The sequence below is a fragment of the Aquiflexum sp. genome, assembly GCF_041749095.1.
GTDB lineage: Bacteria > Bacteroidota > Bacteroidia > Cytophagales > Cyclobacteriaceae > Aquiflexum.
On the sequence record NZ_JBGTCA010000349.1, the window covers coordinates 1 to 18,616 of the forward strand.

General features: G+C 40.4%; 16 protein-coding genes and 1 rRNA gene. 12 read left to right on the top strand and 5 right to left on the bottom strand.

Annotated elements, in window-relative coordinates:
- Window positions 1-2,784, bottom strand: coding sequence for a WD40/YVTN/BNR-like repeat-containing protein (locus ACEW8O_RS15615; RefSeq protein ID WP_373495555.1), 2,784 nt, complete (start codon window positions 2,782-2,784; stop codon window positions 1-3).
- Window positions 2,785-3,170: 386 nt separating this feature from the next.
- Here ACEW8O_RS15615 and ACEW8O_RS15620 point away from each other — a divergent pair, with 386 nt between their 5' ends.
- From ACEW8O_RS15620 to cysM, 4 genes are read left to right on the top strand one after another with little or no spacing between them, the layout of a single operon-like run.
- Window positions 3,171-3,458, top strand: a complete 288-nt coding sequence (locus tag ACEW8O_RS15620) for a septum formation initiator family protein (RefSeq protein ID WP_373495556.1) — start codon at window positions 3,171-3,173, stop codon at window positions 3,456-3,458.
- Window positions 3,439-3,993, top strand: a complete 555-nt coding sequence (locus ACEW8O_RS15625; protein ID WP_373495557.1) for a hypothetical protein — start codon at window positions 3,439-3,441, stop codon at window positions 3,991-3,993. Before ACEW8O_RS15620 ends, ACEW8O_RS15625 begins: the two co-directional genes overlap by 20 nt.
- A gap of 10 nt (window positions 3,994-4,003) precedes the next feature.
- Complete coding sequence (gene epsC / locus ACEW8O_RS15630; RefSeq protein ID WP_373495558.1) at window positions 4,004-4,837, top strand: serine O-acetyltransferase EpsC; 834 nt, start codon at window positions 4,004-4,006, stop codon at window positions 4,835-4,837.
- Window positions 4,834-5,712, top strand: coding sequence for a cysteine synthase CysM (gene cysM, locus ACEW8O_RS15635; protein ID WP_373495559.1), 879 nt, complete (start codon window positions 4,834-4,836; stop codon window positions 5,710-5,712). Before epsC ends, cysM begins: the two co-directional genes overlap by 4 nt.
- Before the next feature lie 57 nt (window positions 5,713-5,769).
- Here cysM and ACEW8O_RS15640 read toward each other — a convergent pair whose 3' ends face one another.
- A complete protein-coding gene (locus ACEW8O_RS15640) occupies window positions 5,770-6,489 on the bottom strand; it encodes a DUF4397 domain-containing protein (RefSeq protein WP_373495560.1) in 720 nt (239 codons plus the stop codon).
- 104 nt (window positions 6,490-6,593) lie between these two features.
- Entirely contained in the window at window positions 6,594-7,958 is a 1,365-nt protein-coding gene (locus ACEW8O_RS15645; RefSeq protein WP_373495561.1) for a Gfo/Idh/MocA family oxidoreductase, read from the bottom strand.
- Window positions 7,959-8,151: 193 nt separating this feature from the next.
- Between ACEW8O_RS15645 and ACEW8O_RS15650 the strand changes: the two genes are divergently transcribed.
- Window positions 8,152-9,114, top strand: a complete 963-nt coding sequence (locus ACEW8O_RS15650) for a Kelch repeat-containing protein (RefSeq protein WP_373495562.1) — start codon at window positions 8,152-8,154, stop codon at window positions 9,112-9,114.
- Here ACEW8O_RS15650 and ACEW8O_RS15655 read toward each other — a convergent pair.
- Complete coding sequence (locus ACEW8O_RS15655) at window positions 9,104-10,180, bottom strand: Ldh family oxidoreductase (RefSeq protein WP_373495563.1); 1,077 nt, start codon at window positions 10,178-10,180, stop codon at window positions 9,104-9,106. The genes ACEW8O_RS15650 and ACEW8O_RS15655 overlap by 11 nt on opposite strands.
- Window positions 10,181-10,224: 44 nt before the next feature.
- Window positions 10,225-11,181 (bottom strand): exopolyphosphatase, encoded by a 957-nt coding sequence (locus tag ACEW8O_RS15660; protein ID WP_373495564.1) that lies wholly within the window; start codon window positions 11,179-11,181, stop codon window positions 10,225-10,227.
- A gap of 161 nt (window positions 11,182-11,342) precedes the next feature.
- Here ACEW8O_RS15660 and ACEW8O_RS15665 point away from each other — a divergent pair, with 161 nt between their 5' ends.
- The 7 genes from ACEW8O_RS15665 to ACEW8O_RS15695 form a co-directional block, all read left to right on the top strand.
- Window positions 11,343-12,932, top strand: a complete 1,590-nt coding sequence (locus tag ACEW8O_RS15665; RefSeq protein ID WP_373495565.1) for an acyl-CoA carboxylase subunit beta — start codon at window positions 11,343-11,345, stop codon at window positions 12,930-12,932.
- A gap of 308 nt (window positions 12,933-13,240) precedes the next feature.
- Window positions 13,241-14,308 (top strand): M42 family metallopeptidase, encoded by a 1,068-nt coding sequence (locus ACEW8O_RS15670; RefSeq protein WP_373495566.1) that lies wholly within the window; start codon window positions 13,241-13,243, stop codon window positions 14,306-14,308.
- A 62-nt stretch (window positions 14,309-14,370) separates the two neighbouring features.
- Window positions 14,371-15,135: an ABC transporter substrate-binding protein gene (locus ACEW8O_RS15675; RefSeq protein WP_373495567.1), complete on the top strand. Its 765-nt coding sequence runs from the start codon at window positions 14,371-14,373 to the stop codon at window positions 15,133-15,135.
- Window positions 15,136-15,331: 196 nt separating this feature from the next.
- Complete coding sequence (locus ACEW8O_RS15680; RefSeq protein ID WP_373495568.1) at window positions 15,332-16,681, top strand: Gfo/Idh/MocA family oxidoreductase; 1,350 nt, start codon at window positions 15,332-15,334, stop codon at window positions 16,679-16,681.
- An 8-nt stretch (window positions 16,682-16,689) separates the two neighbouring features.
- Window positions 16,690-17,445 carry a family 16 glycoside hydrolase gene (locus tag ACEW8O_RS15685; protein WP_373495569.1) on the top strand — a complete coding sequence of 252 codons (756 nt, stop codon included), beginning with the start codon at window positions 16,690-16,692 and terminating at the stop codon, window positions 17,443-17,445.
- A complete protein-coding gene (locus tag ACEW8O_RS15690) occupies window positions 17,442-18,047 on the top strand; it encodes a DUF1080 domain-containing protein (RefSeq protein ID WP_373495570.1) in 606 nt (201 codons plus the stop codon). Before ACEW8O_RS15685 ends, ACEW8O_RS15690 begins: the two co-directional genes overlap by 4 nt.
- Window positions 18,048-18,535: 488 nt before the next feature.
- Window positions 18,536-18,616: ribosomal RNA gene (locus ACEW8O_RS15695) — 16S ribosomal RNA — on the top strand; the annotation flags it as partial.

The window sequence follows — 18,616 nt, forward strand, 5'->3', positions numbered from 1 at the left end:
TTATTTCACTTCAAATGAATATTCATCCAATTCATCTTGGCTTTTCATGATCACTTTGAACTTTCCCTTTCCAATGCTGCCATACTCCCAATCGGTATTGTGGACACCTGCTGGGAAATTTTGACTCCATGTTTTAATGGTTTCATCTTTATCATTTTTGATTTCAAAAGTGATTTCTCTTTCACTTTTAATATGAAAAAGTATGGTCTGTGTAGGTTTGTTGACCATCCCCTCGGACATCGCAGCTCTCCAAGGGTTGTACCTTATTTCTGATACACTGAGAATTTGTACTTCTTTTGTAGCTTCAAAAACCTTGTAAAGAGGTTTTAGGTCTACGATAAATACACTTCGTCCATGTGTGGCTACAACTAACTCGTTTTCTCTTTTTTGAATGGCCATATCATAAATAGCCACATTCGGAATGCTTCCCTGCATCAGTTCATAGCTTTTTCCTGCATCTGTAGAAACGTACAGACCTTGGTCTGTTCCCAAAAAAAGAATTGAGGGATTGGTATGGTCTTCTTTGATAATATTCACAGCTTCCATTGGAAGATTGGAGGCTATTGAGTTCCACGTTTTTCCGTAGTCATTGCTTTTGTAAACAAATGGTGTGAATTCGTCAAAACGGTAGCCGGTCAAGGTTACATACACCAACCCTTCCCGATGCTGTGAAGGTGTCACACTACTGATCCATCTGTTTTGTGGAAGTCCTTTGCTGATGTCAACCCAGTTGTTTCCATGGTCTCTTGTTATCCATAGGTTTCCATCATCAGAACCGGCATACAAGGTTCCAAATTCAAAAGGCGATTCCTCAATCACAGATAAGGTGGCAAAAGGCACATTGCCGCTTTTCTGGTTTTTGGTCAGGTCAAGTGAAATGGTTTCCCAAGTGTCACCCCTATCCAGACTTCTGTAAACATACTGGGAGCCCATATAAAAGATATCCTGATTATGTTTACTCAATACAGCAGGTGTTCTCCAGTTCCATCTATTTGGAACTCTTCCGATGTCATGGGAAGGGGTAACGGATTTCCTTTCATCGGTTTTGGTATTGATTCTGAAGTAATTCCCAAATTGAAAACCTGTATAGATGATGTCATTGTTTCGGGTATCTACGGCGACTACCATGCCGTCACCACCCATTAGAGACGACCATTGGTCGGAAGGTTTATTGGTAGAACTACCATACCAGACTCCATTGTCCTGCATTCCACCATATACGTTGTAAGGTGTTTTTTTATCCACCATGACAGAATAAAACTGGCTAATGGTCAATTGGTCATTCAAATGAGTCCACCTTTCACCACCTCCAAATGAACTGTAAAGTCCGCCGTCGGTGCCCAATAGAATATGTTTGGAATCTTTTGGATTTATCCACATTGATTGATGGTCAGAATGTACATTGCCAACCGTGTCGGTTCTGGCAAACGTTTTCCCCCCATCTCTGGAAACCAAAAGAGGAACACCTAAAATATATACCTCATCCTCATTGGATGTTCCGACCCTGACTTCGCCAAAATAATAACCATAAGTGTTATAGACCCTTTCCAGATTCGTTTCACTGACTTTTTTCCAGCTTTTGCCAGCGTCCTCGGACCTGTAAACTTCTGCACCGGTAACAGCGCTGTTGAAAAGCGAAGCATTAGCGTCCTGTCCATCTCCATGATATTGTGCAATCTGGATGGGTGTAATTCTCCCTAAGTTTATGAGTCTTTTGACAGTCTTGGCATCATATTTAGCAGCAAATCTATTGCTTCTGAGGAAGCGGTCCAATTTGTCATCGTCCAGATTTAGAATGTCGGATGGGGACAATGTTTTGAAATTATCAAACGTCAGGTCACTTTCGGCCTGTCTTTGCGGTTGCCTGGCTTCTCTGCTTTCTGCCTTTTGGTAATCATGAAGTGCATAGACCACATTGGGACTGCTTAAGCTGAAATCAAACCCGATCCTTCCCACAAACTCATCTTGGGGAAAACCTCCCGAGACTTTCTTCCATGTATCGCCACCATCTTCTGATCTCCAAATTCCGGATCCTTTCCCATTTCCGATAAAATCATGGGATTGTCTGTATCTCTCCCAAGATGCTGCCAACAAAACATTAGGATTGGATGGATCTAATTTGATGTCTATGATTCCTGTGTTGTCATTGATAAAAAGGGTTTTTTTCCAGGTTTTTCCACCATCTGAGGTTTTGTAAAGACCCCGTTCTTCATTTTTGGAATAGAGGGCGCCCATCGAACCTACCCACACAACATTGGGATTGGTAGGGTGAATCTGAATCTGTCCGATATGATGTGAATGTGGCAATCCCATAAATTTCCAGGTATCCCCTCCATCTTGGGACTTATAAATACCTGAACCGGCATAGGTAGACCGACTTGAATTATTTTCTCCTGTTCCCACCCAAATGATATTGTTGTCTGAAGGGGCAATGGCCATATCACCGATTCCCAGCGAACCCTGATTGTCAAAAACCGGTGAAAATGACTGACCGTTGTCCTGGGTCTTCCACACACCGCCTGACGCCGCGGCAATAAAATAAGTTTTAAAGTCATTGGTGACCTCAATATCGACGACCCTACCGCTGGTGTTGGTTGGGCCGATCAATCTGGCCGGGTAATTTTTATAGGGAGAATTGGCCAGCATTTCCTGATGCTTTTTGACTGCTTCCTGCATCTCTTTGGAAGAACTTGCCTTTATCTGTTGGGCATCAGTTTGTGAGATTTGAAGAACAAAAGCCAGTGCTACGAGCCAAAAGCTTATAAAATGTAGATTTTTCTGCATGTGTTTAGTTGATTGGTTCAACAATATAAAAAAAGGTGTGTTTACTTTATTAGAAATATGGACAAGCAGAAATCTGAACGGATGACTGGATTTTACTTTACTCTAATATGCGTGTTGATTTAAATAAGGATTGGTGGGCATAAAACATCACTTCGGGCTTTCAATAAAGATTGATCTTTGTGGTTTGAATTACTACACCACGGCGTACAAGTATCTATCAATATAGAACCCGCCTCCCGGAGGGCAGGTATCAATGAATATCTAATTATTTTAAGTAAATAATAAATTTATTAGGCGGCAGATTTCCTTGACACATTTTATAATCCACAATAAATGGAATATTTTATCTCCAATTTCTATCTTTGTTTATACCAATCATTAATGAAATGGGAAAATACCTGAAGTACACTAAAAATTTCTATTTTGTTTTCACTCTCTTTTTTGTCATTTGGATGGTGTTCATTGATTCCAATGACATACTGACCCAATATAAGCTCAAGTCAAAATTAAAGGAGTTGGATAAGCAGAAGGAGTTTTATCTGGAAAGAAAGGAAAAGATACAAGCAGATAGAGAAGAATTGATGAGCAATAATGAACTCTTGGAAAAGTTTGCCCGTGAAAGGTATTTAATGAAGCGAAAAACTGAGGATTTGTATGTTGTCATTGAAGACTAAAATATTATTGCCATTTTGGATATCGATTCTTTTTTTTGTCATTGTTCCGGCGGAAGCCCAAAGGTACATAGATGAAGGAAATCGACCTCTTTTTAAAGACAGGTTGTTTTTTGGAGGAAATTTTGCCCTGCAATTTGGTACAATTACTTTTATTGATGTTTCGCCTTTGGCGGGTGTGATGATCACCAACCGTTTTTCCTCAGGAGTTGGAATGACTTATCAATATTTTAACGACAGAAGATTTATTGGTGGCAACAACAGTATTTATGGAGGGAGAATTTTCTCCAGGTACAATATTTTTCCAAATATCTTCGCCCATGCTGAATATGAAAGTTTAAATCTGGATGCGTACAATCGTATCACAGAAAGATTTGAACGAATCTGGGTTCCGGGCTTGTTGATTGGAGGAGGTTATTTTATTCCTTTCGGTGATAGGGGAGGTACTAACATCACTCTTTTATACAATGTTTTACATGACAACTTTCGTTCTCCATATAATTCGCCTCTGATTATCCGGTTTGGATTTATGCTTTAATATAAAAAAAATGTCCTCCTTCACCCAGAAACTCAGCAAATCCCATAAGGCATGTCCCGAATGTCCTTCACCTAAAGTGATCCATACTTTTTTTGAAAATATTCTGGGTTTGCTTTTTCCTGATTTTGCACCGGAACTTCTCAAAGAGGAAGATCAGATTGTGGAAAAAATCGAAGAACTCAAACATATGCTTTCAAGAATTCTTATCCGGAATAAACACCTTTATTCGGGAGATGGAGTTGAGATTTCAAATACATTTTTTGATGGTCTCGAAGAAATATATGACTTATTGCATCAGGATGTACAGGCTATTTTTGATGGTGATCCTGCTGCAAAGTCAAAGACTGAAGTCATCAGATGTTATCCCGGCTTCTATGCAGTGGCTGCATACAGGATGGCACATTCTCTACACGTTCTTGGCGTTAACCTTATACCGAGAATGATCACTGAATTTGCCCATAGTAGAACAGGTGTGGATATACATCCCGGAGCCAAAATCGGCGAGAGATTCTGTATCGACCACGCAACGGGCATTGTCATCGGAGAAACTACAATAATCGGAGATTGTGTGAAAATCTATCAGGGGGTTACTTTGGGAGCTTTGAGTGTGGATAAGGAGGATGCTGATAAAAAACGGCACCCTACCATTGAAGATCATGTGGTCATCTATGCAGGGGCTACTATTCTCGGAGGAGATACTGTAATCGGACACCATTCCATTATTGGAGGAAATGTATGGATTACCAAAAGTGTTCCTCCTCATAGCAAGATTTATTATCAGGCAAAGATGTACAATCCAAGTTCCAATGAAACGGATACCTATATCATAAAAAGTGAAGGATGAAACTGGTTGATTTAATAGGTAATACACCTCAGGTGGAACTCAAGCATATCCCTATCAATCCTAAGGTTAAGATTTTTTGTAAACTGGAAGGACAAAATCCCGGAGGTTCTGTAAAAGACAGGGCGGCTTTTAATATGATCAAAAGCGCCTTGGATAGAGGAGATATAAAGCCAGGCGACAAATTAGTAGAGGCTACCAGTGGCAATACAGGAATTGCGCTCGCCATGGTTGCCAACGTACTTGGTCTCAAGATGACTTTGGTGATGCCTGACAATTCCACCAAAGAAAGGGTGTTATCCATGGAAGCTTATGGTGCAAAGGTGATATTGACTCCTGCCGAAAAAACCATTGAGTATTCAAGGGTGCTTGCTGAGGAAATGAGAGATGAACAGGGTTATTTTATGTTGGATCAGTTTGCCAATGAAGACAACTATATGGCCCATTATTATGGTACAGGCCCTGAAATTTGGCGGGATACAGGTGGCGAAATAACACATTTTGTTTCTGCTATGGGCACCACGGGTACCATTATGGGAGTCTCCAGGTATTTAAAAGAAAGGAATAAATCTGTTCAGATTGTCGGGACTCAACCAACTGACGGATCAAATATCCCTGGAATCAGAAGGTGGTCCCCGGAATTTCTGCCAAAAATTTTTGATCCCAAAAGAGTGGACCAAGTAATGGATGTCAGTCAGGATGAAGCTACCAAAATGACCCGCAGGATGGCTAAAGAAGAAGGGATTCTGGCAGGAATGAGCAGCGGAGGAGCTTTGTATGCTGCTTTGCAGCTTTCCGAAAAACTTGATTCCGGTCTTATTGTTTGTATTACCTGTGACAGGGGAGACCGGTATTTGAGTTCTGACCTTTTTGCATAAAAAATCCCGAAGGATCGCTCCCCCGGGATAACCACAAAAAACGAGACATTATCTCTATTATTTAATAAAGTTGGTAAGCAGTTGAAGGCTGAGGTTGTTGTTTCCATTGGCCGGATCTGAGAAACCTCTCACCACCAGGGTATATACCCTATTGCCCCTGATTTCGATATCGTTGACTGTCAATAGCGTTTCCCCTGATGTTTTTGATTTCAGAGTTACTTTTATAGTGCCTTTTGCTATAGATTCAAAATCAGTGATTTCCAAATACTCATTTTTTTCACCGAAGGGCAATGAAGTTTCATTGATCAAGACTTCAATTTCTTCTGTGTCCGGAGAAAGATGGGCCAATCTTACCTGGGCATTATCACTGTCAGGCTCCTCCCAGATATCTTCAACTTTCACAGCATCAATTTCCGATGCTTTGTTTACCAAAAACATGGAATAGACCTTGTCCTGTTCCAAGGTGAATTCTGTCTCCAAAAGGACATTTGCAGCATTGTGAGGTTTGAACCTTAACTTCCTATTACCTATATGAAAAGGACTATAAGGGAAAGTTGCACTGTATTCCAATGGATTGTTGTTGATTCTTGTTGCTTCAGTATGGATGTCCAGAAGGGGGGCATCAGGTGAAGCATGGTAAATGGATAGAAATGCGGATGGAGGAATGGGCTGTCCTTCATCATTGTCAAAGCAAGCTGTCATTAATAAAACTGAAGAAAGAGTAAGCATAATGCCAAATGCTTTTCCCCGAATCATGTTAATTTTTTTGGTGTTCATAATTATAATTGGTTTAGTTTATTCAGTTCTCTAGACGCAACTATTTTTAAAAACGCTACAAAATTTTAAAAAAAAATCCCCGAAATTTTTCCGGGGATATAAAATCATATTTTGTCAGGTTCAGGATGCTGCCATGGACTTCGATAAGGCCTCCTTAGCTTTTGCGTGGCTTCAGGGTCATCGACCACAATCATTTTTTTAGGATCATAGACCAAAGACCTTCCCAATTCCATTGACATATTTGCCAAAATACAAGAGGCAGAAGAGATATGTCCTTCAAGAACATCTGCAACCGGAAGTTCCCCGGATTCCATTGAATCAAGGAGGTTTTGGAATTGTCCCCTAGTGGCAGATGCGGCATGAAGTTCTATTCTTGCCTCGGTAAGATCCTCCGGGTATTTTTCTTTTTCATAAAGGACATCATATTCAATTTTTTCACCTTTGGGATAAGGGAAATATTCAGCCTTCATGGTACTCCCGGCCAAATAACCATACTCTCCAAATATTTTAAATGCCCAAGGATATTCAGGGTCAACCGGATTTCCCCATGTCCGATGCTGCCAAACTACATTCAGTTCATCAAACTCATAGATGGCTGTTTGGGTGTCGGCAATGTTGGCTTTACTTTCTTTCTGTACATAAATCCCACCCGTTGCTGTTATCTTTTTTGGCCAGCCCAAGCCCAATATCCATCGGACTGTATCCAGCATGTGAACGCACATGTCTCCTGGAATACCATTCCCATATTGCATGAAGGATCTCCATTTGCCATGGAGAATGCCATCGTACTCCCGGTAAGGTGCAGGGCCTGTCCACATGTCATAATCGATATGTGGTGGAACAGGTTCCGCCGGAGGATTGGCGTTCAAACGCATGTGGTAATAACAGCACACTTCAGCATGGGAAACTTTACCTAATTTGCCACTGTCAATAATTTCTTTTTTTGCTTTTATAATGTGTGGGGTACTTCTTCGCTGTACCCCGACCTGAACCATTTTGTTATACTTTCTGGCTGCCGCAACTATTGCTTCTCCCTCAATCACATCAACAGAAATCGGCTTTTGCAGGTATAAATGCGATCCTGCTTTTAATGCTGCTATCGCCTGTAGAGCATGCCAATGGTCAGGAGTTCCGATTATGGTAATATCCAGTTTGTGATTTTTAAGCAGTTCCCGATAATCTTTATAAAGTTTCGGGACTTTGCCGGATTTTTGTCTTGTGGCGACAAGGTCTCCAGCTTCTTTTAGCATCTTACTGTCCACATCGCACAAAGCAACTACATCCACGTTTGCAATCTGAATTAATCTGAAGAGGTCGCTTTTTCCATACCATCCTGATCCTATGAGTGCAACTTTTAATGGCTCTTCATTGTGAATAAAATCCATACTCATCATGCCCATACTGGCCAAAGCCAATGCGGCACTGCTGCCTTTTAGAAACTGACGGCGGTTGAAATTTTGGGTCTCCATAGAAAGGGAAAGGTTAGATTTGCTGAAATTAATCCCTCAATTTACAAAAAGGTCAAACCTGAACAAATTTCATTTGACCAGTGGTATGATTTATGATCATGTTTACTTATAAACCAATGAATAGTCTGATTAAAGGGTATTGCATCAAAAAATAAATAAATTGTTACCTGATCCTACATCAAACTTCAATCTCATGAAAAACCTATTGACTATTTTAACGACAATTTTGATAAGTTATAGCTTGCATGGCCAGACTTGGTCTACTTTAAATCCTTCAAATTCCTGTACTGAAAGACATGAATGTGCCGCAGCATCATTTGGTGATAAACTTTACCTGTTGGGCGGACGGGGAATGAAACCTGTGGAGGTGTATGACCCCAATTCCGATAAATGGGAGAAAAAATCAATGGCACCTTTGGAAATGCACCATTTTCAAGCAGTTCCTTATGGGGATAAAATTTACGTGATCGGTGCTTTTACAGGGGGGTATCCCCACGAAACCCCGGTTCCACATGTCTATATGTATGAGCCTTCTTCCGATAAATGGATCAAAGGCCATGAAATACCGGAAAATCGACGAAGAGGTTCAGCAGGTGTAGTAGTCCATCAGGACAAGTTCTATATTGTAGGTGGAATTGAGGATGGTCATTGGGCTGATAATAGGGATTATCTGGATGAATATGATCCTAAAACAGGAGAATGGACAACTTTACCGGATTTACCAAGGGTCAGGGATCACTTTCAGGCGGTAGTAGTGGAAGGTAAATTATATGCTGTTGGCGGCAGAAAATCCTTTGCTAAGGAAGGCCATGGATTTGAGTTGACTTATGGGGAGGTGGATGTCTATGATTTTGAAAAAAAGAAATGGGAGACACTCTCAGGGAACCAGGATCTCCCGACCCAAAGGGCAGGTAATTCTTCTGTTAATTATAAAAAAGGTTATATAGTAGTCGGAGGGGAAAGTTCCGGTCAGGTACCTGCCCACAATGAGGTTGAGTATTTTGAGCCTGGCAAAGGTTGGTCCATGCTCAACAGACTGGAAAGGGGGAGGCATGGTATGCAGGTGGTTCCCATTGGAGGGAAATATTATGTTGCCGCCGGATGTGGAAACCGTGGCGGTAACCCCGAGCTTACCAGTATTGAGGTTATGAAATGAATTTCACACCGAATTTTTCTCCCATGGCCTTCAAATCATCAACAACCGGTTTGATAATCGGAATGCCTTCTATTTTTCTATGGGTCTCCAATTCTCTTTCCGGATCTCCCGGAATCAATACCTTTTCCTGACCATCTACAGGTTTGGCATTTCTGAATCGGCCTATCCAATTATCCATATTGGACTTGAACTCATCGGCAGGTCTAAAAGCATCAACCCGCATGGCACCTAAAAAATGTCCGAGTCCTTCCCCAACAGGATTGGGGTGAGGTTCCAAAAATGCAACAAAAGGTGGAACCCAAGGGCCGTAATTCGCTCCTGATAAAACGGCTGAAAAAATATCTACAATAGCACCTAATGCATAGCCTTTATGGGATCCATGCTCTCTGTCCCCGCCAAGTGGCAACAATGCACCTCCTTTTTTTACCCCATTGGCATCAGTGGTCTGATTGCCGTCCTTGTCCTGCACCCAACCTAAGGGAGCGTTCAGTTCTTTTCTTTGTAAGATTTCCAATTTACCATTGGCCGCTGTGGTAGTTGCCATATCGGCAACAAAAGGAGGCTGTTCATTTGCAGGGATGGCCACTGAAATAGGATTTGTTCCCAACATCCTTTCTTTCGAAAAAGTCGGACTTACCAATGGGCTGGCGTTGGTCAGGGAAATTCCGATCATGTCATGTTCCAATGCCATCATCGCATGATAGCCTGCAATGCCATAATGGTTGGAATTTTTGACTGATACCCATCCTGTCCCTACATTTTTTGCTTTTTCGATGGCCACTTTCATAGCAAAAGGAGCGACTACCAAGCCTAGTCCACCATCACCGTCAACTACAGCTGTACTTGGAGTTTCATGGACAATATTAATATCAGGTTTTGAATTGATCCTTCCTTTTTCCCAAAGTCTGACATAACCTGACAATCTTGCGACACCATGTGAATCCACTCCTCTGAGGTCTGCAGAAAGTAACACATCAGTGGCCAAAGAGGCATCTTTTTCGGGACAGCCAATTTTTAGAAATATGTTTTTGGTGAAATTATACAGATCGGAATATTGGAATACCATACATATAGCAATTCATGTACTGATTAAATCAAATGTTTGATGGCTTATTGACTGACAACAGTAGCCATAGAATGCTTACCCATCAACTGAGCAATTGCCCCTTCTTTTAAAGCGAAGTTGGAACAGACCAAAACAGAAACCGGAACTAACTTCAAAATATAGGTTATCAGGCAGGAAGCTACCACAATCATATCCACCCGCATGGGAATCATGCCTTGAATGTTCAATCTTTCTTCTTTATTGAGCGTCAAAAGCTTTTGTGCGATCACCTCAAACTCTTCTTTTGGAAGTTGGAATACTTGCTGATTTTTTGATTTCGTCTGATGAAGTGAAGCATAATACATGTCTGTCAATGTATCGAAAGTTCCGGATGCCCCTACCAATCCTTTAGGATTGTACTTCAGGATAGCCTGTTCAAGTTCAGATAATTTTTCTTTAAGGTAAAAAGTGAGTTTTTCAACTTCTTCGGGAAGTATGGGGTCGTGATAATGGAACAGATCCAGCAATCTCTGTCCACCGATTTCAAAACTCTGCCTCCAGAAAGCTTCATTTGAATTGCCGATGATAAATTCAACAGACCCACCACCAATATCCATCATCAGGTAGGTTTCCCCATTCAAAGAGCCGCTAAACCTGATGCCTTCATAGATCATCTGGGCTTCTTGTATGCCGTTAATGACATTTACTTCAATCTGAAAAAGTTCTTTTATCTGATTTACAAACGCTCTTCCGTTTTGGGCATTCCGGACGGCACTGGTGGCAAAAGCAAAAATATTTTGGATTCCTTCCCCATCGATCATACTTCTAAAGTGTTTCAGTGTATGAAATGCTCTTTTGATGGCATCGGTGTGGATATTGTTTTGGCTGATACCGCCCTGTCCGATTTTTACAGGGATTTTTTCCTTATAAATAGTATTGTATTTATCCTCATACAATTCAACCAACAACAAATGAAATGTGTTGGTACCCATGTCTATTATCGCTGCCTTAGTCGGAAACATACCGCCTTAATTTTGGTTGTGCGAATATAGAAAGTTTATCTTAAATCCATTGTTTGGACAAATTATTATGTTTTGAAATTGATCGCACTTAGGTTGGTCAGTAATTATTTTCTCACTTTATTGCCCTTACTTATATTTGACAGAAATAAACCTAAAAGCTAATGGATAAGGACAGTGAAATCAAAGGTGTTTATACACTTCCAAGTAATAAAGACAAGTTTGAATTATTGAAGAAAAAAAATGAAGAAGCATTACTTGGAGGAGGGGAAAAAAGGATTGAAGGGCAGCATAAAAAAGGAAAATTAACCGCAAGGGAAAGAATCCATTTGCTTCTTGATGAAGGGTCATTTCAGGAAACAGATAAGTTTGTCATGCACCGGGCCAAAGACTTTGGATTGGATAAGGAACATTACCTTGGCGATGGTGTGGTTACCGGATATGGAGAAATCAATGGTCGTTTGGTGTATGTTTATTCCCAGGATTTCACTGTTTTTGGCGGCTCCCTTTCCGAAACCCATGCAGAGAAAATCTGCAAAATCATGGATATGGCGATGAAGAATGGTGCGCCTGTTATAGGCCTAAATGATTCAGGTGGAGCAAGGATACAAGAGGGGGTGGTTTCGTTAGGGGGCTATGCAGATATCTTCTATAGAAATACTTTAGCTTCTGGTGTTATTCCTCAGATATCTGCGATTATGGGGCCATGCGCTGGAGGTGCCGTCTATTCACCTGCGATTACGGATTTTGTATTGATGGTTGAAAACACCTCATACATGTTTGTGACAGGACCAAATGTGGTCAAGACCGTAACCCAAGAAAATGTAACAGCCGAGGAGTTGGGCGGTGCAAGTGCTCACAGTACCAAAAGTGGCGTGACACATTTTGCCTGTAGCAATGAGCTTGCCTGCATCCAACATATCAAAAAATTGCTCAGTTATATTCCCCAAAACTGTGAAGATGAAGCCCCGATTTATCCTTATGAACTAAAAGGCGATGAAAAAAGAGAAGTGCTTGATACTTTAATTCCAGACAATACCAATCACCCTTATGATATTAGGGAAGTGGTAGAGGGTATTGTTGATGAGTCGACCTTTTTGGAGGTCCATAAAAACTATGCTGAAAATATAGTGGTTGGCTTTGCAAGGTTAGCTGGACGTAGTATAGGAATAGTTGGTAATCAACCACAATCTCTAGCTGGTGTTTTGGATAATCATGCCTCCATGAAAGCAGCAAGATTTGTTAGATTTTGTGACTCCTTTAATGTCCCCTTGTTGGTTTTGGTGGATGTTCCGGGGTTTTTGCCCGGGACGGATCAGGAATGGAATGGGATTATCACCAACGGTGCCAAGCTCTTATATGCATTTTCGGAGGCAACAGTTCCAAGGATAACTGTAATTACAAGAAAGGCTTATGGCGGTGCATACGATGTGATGAATTCGAAGCACATTGGTGCTGATCTGAATTTTGCATGGCCGACTGCTGAGATTGCCGTTATGGGTGCAAAAGGAGCTGCTGAAATTATTTTTAAAAGGGAAATAGCTGAGGCAGAGGATCCGGAAGCCAAATTGCAGGAAAAGATTGATGACTACACTGCAAAATTTGCCAATCCATACCGTGCAGCCCACAGAGGATTTATAGATGAAGTCATCATTCCTTCTGAAACCCGGGAAAAATTGATAAGAGGCTATAAAATGCTAGAGAATAAAGTTGATAAACTCCCGAGGAAGAAGCATGGAAATATTCCTTTGTAGTAAAATTGTTAATTGAGTGATTAGTAATTGGGTAATTTAGGAATTAAAATTAGTTAATTAGGTTAATAGATATTTAGCTGGCATTACTAAATAACCATATGATCGTTGCCTATGATGAGGATTATATAACTCAATATGAACTTAATGATTTTAGGTTTTTGTATAAAGATTCTTTAAAGTTACTCAACGGTTATATAGGCTATCTTAAAAAGGCAAAAACAGGAGATGTAAAACCGTAATAACAATTTTCACTACGCTCAATTAACTGATCACTTATTTAACTACTCACATATTCACCTATCACTACAATGACTCCATCCAATAACTTTCTCTACAAATACCTTAACAACGCCTCACCAACAGGATTTGAAGCATCAGGACAAAAAATCTGGTTGGAATATGTCAAGCCTTTTGTAGACACTTATTTCACTGATAATTACGGAACAGTGGTAGGCGTGATTAATCCCGAGGCTGAATTTAAAGTTGTCATTGAAGCACATGCAGATGAAATCAGTTGGTTTGTGAATTACATTAATGATGAAGGATACATCTATGTACGCCGCAATGGAGGTTCAGACCACATGATCGCCCCTTCGATGCGTGTCAATATACATACTGATGATGCCGTGATTCCCGGTGTTTTTGGTTGGCCTGCCATCCATACCCGAAAGGAAGGAAAGGAAGAAGCTCCTACTTTGGAGAATATTTTTATAGATGTCGGAGCAAGGACAAAAGAAGAGGTGAAGAAAATGGGAATCCATGTCGGCTGCGTAATCACTTTTAAAGATGAGTTACAGGAATTGAACGGTAAATTCTACTCCGGTAGGGCACTCGACAATAGAATTGGCGGCTACATGATTGCCCAAGTGACCAAAAAAATTCATGAATATAAGATTAAACTGCCTTTCGGTCTTTACATTGTCAATGCGGTACAGGAGGAGATTGGACTAAGAGGAGCGGAAATGATTGCCGCAAATATAAAGCCTCATGTCGCCATAATCACAGATGTTTGTCATGACACCACAGCGCCTATGTATAATAAGATGAAAAGTGGTGAACAGATAGCAGGCAAAGGGCCTGTCTTGACATACGGTGCAGCAGTTCACAAAAAGCTACTTGATCTGATCATTGGCACAGCCCAAAAAAATGACATCCCATTCCAAAGGGCCGCGGCATCAAGAAGTACAGGAACTGATACGGATGCTTTTGCCTATTCCAATGAAGGAGTTCCCTCAGCATTGATTTCCCTTCCGTTGAAATACATGCATACCACAGTCGAAACAGCAAGTAAAGAAGATATCGAAAATGTCATCTTGTTGATGTATCAGTTTTTGTGTGAATTGGATCCTAAGTATGATTTCAGGTATATAAAATAAGTCCACAGACCACAGTCCACATTGGGCAACCAGCCTAGACTGTTGTCCATGGCCTATTGACTATGAATTTTAAAGATCAGCTCGGCCGAACAGTTTCTCTTCCATTTCCACCAAAAAGGATTATCTCCTTGGTTCCATCGCAGACGGAGCTTTTGGTGGACTTGGGTTTGAGGGATAGTTTGGTCGGTGTGACCAAGTTTTGTGTACATCCAAAGGGTCTTAAAAAAGAAAAGAAAATAATCGGAGGCACAAAAAACTTTCATTTTGATAAAATTGATTCCTTAAAGCCTGATTTGATCATTGGAAATAAGGAAGAAAACTACAAAGAAGGGATAGAGAATTTGTCAGAAAAATATCCCGTATGGATGAGTGATATTTATACCTTGGAGAACACCTTTCAAATGATGCTCGGGATAGGGGAAGTTACCGGTACACTTGGAAAGGCCGAAGTTTTGGTAGCAAAGATCAGGAGCGATTTGGATTTTGTTCCCAAGATGAAAGGATTTGCGGTGTATCTGATTTGGAATAATCCTATGATGGCCGCTGGTAAAAATACTTTTATAGATGAAATGCTTTTTAGAGCGGGATTTGTCAATCTGATTGAAAAAGACCGTTATCCCGAGCTCTCCATAACGGAACTCAAGGCTTTGGCACCTGAATATTTATTGTTGAGTTCCGAACCTTACCCATTCAAGCAAAAGCACCTGAATGAGTTTGCTGCACTTTTACCGCAATCCAAAATCCTTTTGGTGGATGGAGAGATGTTTTCATGGTATGGGAGTAGATTATTGTATTTTAAATCGTACTTGGAAAATGAGGTGATTTAAATGACAAAGTGATGAGTGGTTGGTACAGTAAAAATATTTCCGGATATGAGGAATAAATGATGTTTGGGTTTTTTTAAGCTTTGATCTATATCCTCACCAATTCTTCCGTTTATAAAAATATCAAACATACTAAAAGACTTTCTTAAATTTTTTAATTAACTTTTCTGCTCCTAATATTTATAACATACCCAAAATCATGAAGCAACATAGAAGAAACTTCCTTAAAAAACTGGGAGCCACAGGAGCAGTTGCTGCTCTGAGTCCTATAGTTTTCACCAATGAATCCACTGCAAAAGAATTTTTAGATAGATCCAATATTTTTGATAGTGAGAATACTTCGACACTACGCATTGCCCTTATCGGTGCCGGAATTATGGGGACTGAAGATACAAATACAGCCTTAAGGCATCCCAATGTGGAATTGGTTGCCGTCTGTGATTTGTATTTGGGAAGACTGGAATCTGCCAAACAAAAATGGGGGAGCCACCTTTTTGTAACCCAAGACCATAAAGAAATTCTGAAAAGAAAAGATGTGGATGCGGTAATTATCGCTACTTCAGACCATTGGCACAAGCAAATTAGTATAGATGCAATGAATGCAGGAAAGCACGTTTACTGCGAAAAGCCCATGGTCCATTCGGTTAAAGAAGGTATGGATGTGATCAATGCCTGGAAAAAATCCAATAAGGTAATGGTGGTGGGCAGTCAGGGTGTGTCCTCATTAGGAAATGAAAAAGCCAAGGAGCTATTGGCAGCAGGTGTCATTGGTGACATGGTTTATGCCGAAGGTTTTTGGGCCAGAATGTCTCCCGAAGGAGCTTGGCAATATAACGTACCCAAAGACGGCAATGAACAAACGGTTGATTGGAAAAGATATATTTCCAATACCACAAGCAGGGAATGGGATCCATTGAGGTTTTTCAGGTGGAGAAACTACCTTGATTATGGGACTGGTATGTCAGGTGACCTTTTTGTACATCTTTTTTCAAGTTTACATTTCATTACAGATTCCTATGGCCCAAATAAAGTATCTGCAATGGGAGGCTTAAGATACTGGAAAGATGGCAGAGAAGTTCCGGATGTTTTGTTGGGAACGTTTGATTATCCTCAAACAGATCAGCATGCTGGTTTTAATTTGTCTCTCAGATGTAATTTCGTAGATGGTACAAGTGGGACCACTTATCTGAGGATAGTTGGCACCAAAGGTTCTATGGATGTGAAATGGGAAGAGGTGGTTGTGAAAATGAATTCCACTGCCATGAGTGATGATCCTTTTTTACAGGAACAAGCCAGGCTAAGAGGAGAAACAGAAACAAGGGCTAAAATCTTGCCTCCAAAAGAACAGGTTTATACAGCTGAAAGATCTTGGAAAGGTGCACACTATGACCATTTTGGAAATTGGTTTCATGCAATCAGAACGGGAGGTAAAGTTGCTGAGGATCCTGTTTTTGGTTTTAGAGCCGCAGCCCCGGCTTTGTTATGTAATGACAGTTATTTTCAGAATAAATTCATCAATTGGGATCCAGTAAATATGAAATTAATATAACCTAGAACATGAAAAATAAGATAATTGGATTGATGGTCCTGGCATGGTTTCTTAATGCATGTAGCACGGACAAAAAGGAAACAATTACCGATGAAGAAGAAGAAGTGATAGTTCCTGATAACAGCCTGACTGATGATGAAAAATCTGCCGGATGGATGCTCCTTTTTGATGGAGTAAATACTGATGGTTGGAGAGCATTCAATGGAGAAGAATTTCCTGACGGATGGGTTGTGGAGGATGGATCCCTTAAAGCATTAGGATTAGGGGGAGATATTGGGGGCGACATAGTCTTTGCACCAATGGATTTTGAAAATTTTGAGATGGAATTCACTTGGAAGATTGGTCCCGGCGGGAATAGTGGGGTATTTTATCATGTAATAGAAGACCCTAAGTATGCAGCTCCTTATGAAACAGGGCCGGAATACCAAGTTATAGATCAACTGGGATTTGAGCATCCTTTGGAGGATTGGCAGTCATTGGCTTCAGATTATGCGATGTATCCGGGAGATATTGAAGGCGTAGTCAAGCCTGCAGGAGAATGGAATGTGTCCAGGATTGTATTTTCTCAAAATAGTGCCAGTTATTGGTTAAATGGGAAGAAGACATTGGAATTCGTCCCTTATTCTGAAGATTGGATGGAAAGGAGAAACAGTGGTAAATGGGATGATTTCCCCGATTATGCCAAATCAAAAAGAGGATTAATCTCCTTACAGGACCACGGAAGTGAGGCCTGGTTTAAAAACATAAAAATAAGACCGTTATGAAAAAATTAAATATTATTGCCTGTTCTGTGATTGTAGTATTATTAGCTTTTGCCTGTCAGGGAAATAAGGAAATATCTCTATTCAATGGTAAAGACCTTTCTGGATGGAATATATATGGAACTGAAAAATGGTATGTTGAAGATGGTCTATTAATTTCAGAAAGTGGGCCTGATAAGGAATATGGTTACTTAGGTACCAAGGAAGCCTATAAAGATTTTGAAATAAATCTTGAATTCAAGCAGGAAGCAGATGGAAACAGTGGTGTATTTATAAGATCTACCGTTGATGGTACCAAAGTTTCAGGATGGCAGGTTGAGGTCGCTCCTCCGGGTCATGATACAGGTGGTATTTATGAATCTTATGGCAGAGGTTGGTTGATTAAGCCTGACAAAGAAAAAGACAGTGTGTTAAAATATGGTGATTGGAATAATATGAAAATTGTGGTGCAAGGGGATAGAGTTGTTTCTTATCTCAATGGGATTGAAATGGTAGATTTTTCAGATGAGAAAATAGGAAAAGGTGAAGGTGGGATTTTACTTCAGATTCACGATGGGGGAGGAATTAAGGTGTATTGGAGAAATATTGCACTAATACCCTTATAATCTCAGATTCAAAATTATAGAATAAATATGTCGGCCGATCTTAAGATGGCTGGCATGTTTTATTTTTAGTATTGGTGTTCAGGAACATAAATCATGTTATGAAATTTATTTTTGATAGTTCTTTGTCTTTTAATAAAGGCTTGGCATCTTTGCAATCCCAAAAGGGGGAACACAACACAAATGATAGGATATTAATTATTTTTTAAAATAATTTCTCTTCTTTTAAAAATTATTGTTTACCTTTGCAGTCCTGTTTAAAAAAGCGGGCGCCTAAAATCAGCTGAAAAAGTTCAGTTGGGACAGATTAAGCAAACGGCAACGGCCGTCACTGACGTGGGACATTCCCGGTCAAAAGTTCATTGAAATGTTGAAGACAAAACGAATGAGAATCTGTTCTGATCTGTAAAGAGAAAGTTCGGAGGATAATAAATGGAAAATAAACGGGGCAGGAAACATGCCACCTGAAAAACGGTGGCGAAACAAACTATACAATGGAGAGTTTGATCCTGGCTCAGGATGAACGCTAGCGGCAGGCCTAATACATGCAAGTCGGACGGCAGTGGGACCAG

Coding starts and splice junctions, on each gene's coding strand:
- ACEW8O_RS15640 (WP_373495560.1), bottom strand. CDS start 6,489: ATGAACACCAAAAAAATTAACATGATTCGGGGAAAAGCATTTGGCATT.
- ACEW8O_RS15650 (WP_373495562.1), top strand. CDS start 8,152: ATGAAAAACCTATTGACTATTTTAACGACAATTTTGATAAGTTATAGC.
- ACEW8O_RS15675 (WP_373495567.1), top strand. CDS start 14,371: ATGAATTTTAAAGATCAGCTCGGCCGAACAGTTTCTCTTCCATTTCCA.
- ACEW8O_RS15665 (WP_373495565.1), top strand. CDS start 11,343: ATGGATAAGGACAGTGAAATCAAAGGTGTTTATACACTTCCAAGTAAT.
- ACEW8O_RS15625 (WP_373495557.1), top strand. CDS start 3,439: ATGTTGTCATTGAAGACTAAAATATTATTGCCATTTTGGATATCGATT.
- ACEW8O_RS15645 (WP_373495561.1), bottom strand. CDS start 7,958: ATGGAGACCCAAAATTTCAACCGCCGTCAGTTTCTAAAAGGCAGCAGT.
- ACEW8O_RS15660 (WP_373495564.1), bottom strand. CDS start 11,181: ATGTTTCCGACTAAGGCAGCGATAATAGACATGGGTACCAACACATTT.
- ACEW8O_RS15615 (WP_373495555.1), bottom strand. CDS start 2,784: ATGCAGAAAAATCTACATTTTATAAGCTTTTGGCTCGTAGCACTGGCT.
- ACEW8O_RS15680 (WP_373495568.1), top strand. CDS start 15,332: ATGAAGCAACATAGAAGAAACTTCCTTAAAAAACTGGGAGCCACAGGA.
- cysM (WP_373495559.1), top strand. CDS start 4,834: ATGAAACTGGTTGATTTAATAGGTAATACACCTCAGGTGGAACTCAAG.
- ACEW8O_RS15620 (WP_373495556.1), top strand. CDS start 3,171: ATGGGAAAATACCTGAAGTACACTAAAAATTTCTATTTTGTTTTCACT.
- ACEW8O_RS15690 (WP_373495570.1), top strand. CDS start 17,442: ATGAAAAAATTAAATATTATTGCCTGTTCTGTGATTGTAGTATTATTA.
- ACEW8O_RS15655 (WP_373495563.1), bottom strand. CDS start 10,180: ATGGTATTCCAATATTCCGATCTGTATAATTTCACCAAAAACATATTT.
- ACEW8O_RS15670 (WP_373495566.1), top strand. CDS start 13,241: ATGACTCCATCCAATAACTTTCTCTACAAATACCTTAACAACGCCTCA.
- epsC (WP_373495558.1), top strand. CDS start 4,004: ATGTCCTCCTTCACCCAGAAACTCAGCAAATCCCATAAGGCATGTCCC.
- ACEW8O_RS15685 (WP_373495569.1), top strand. CDS start 16,690: ATGAAAAATAAGATAATTGGATTGATGGTCCTGGCATGGTTTCTTAAT.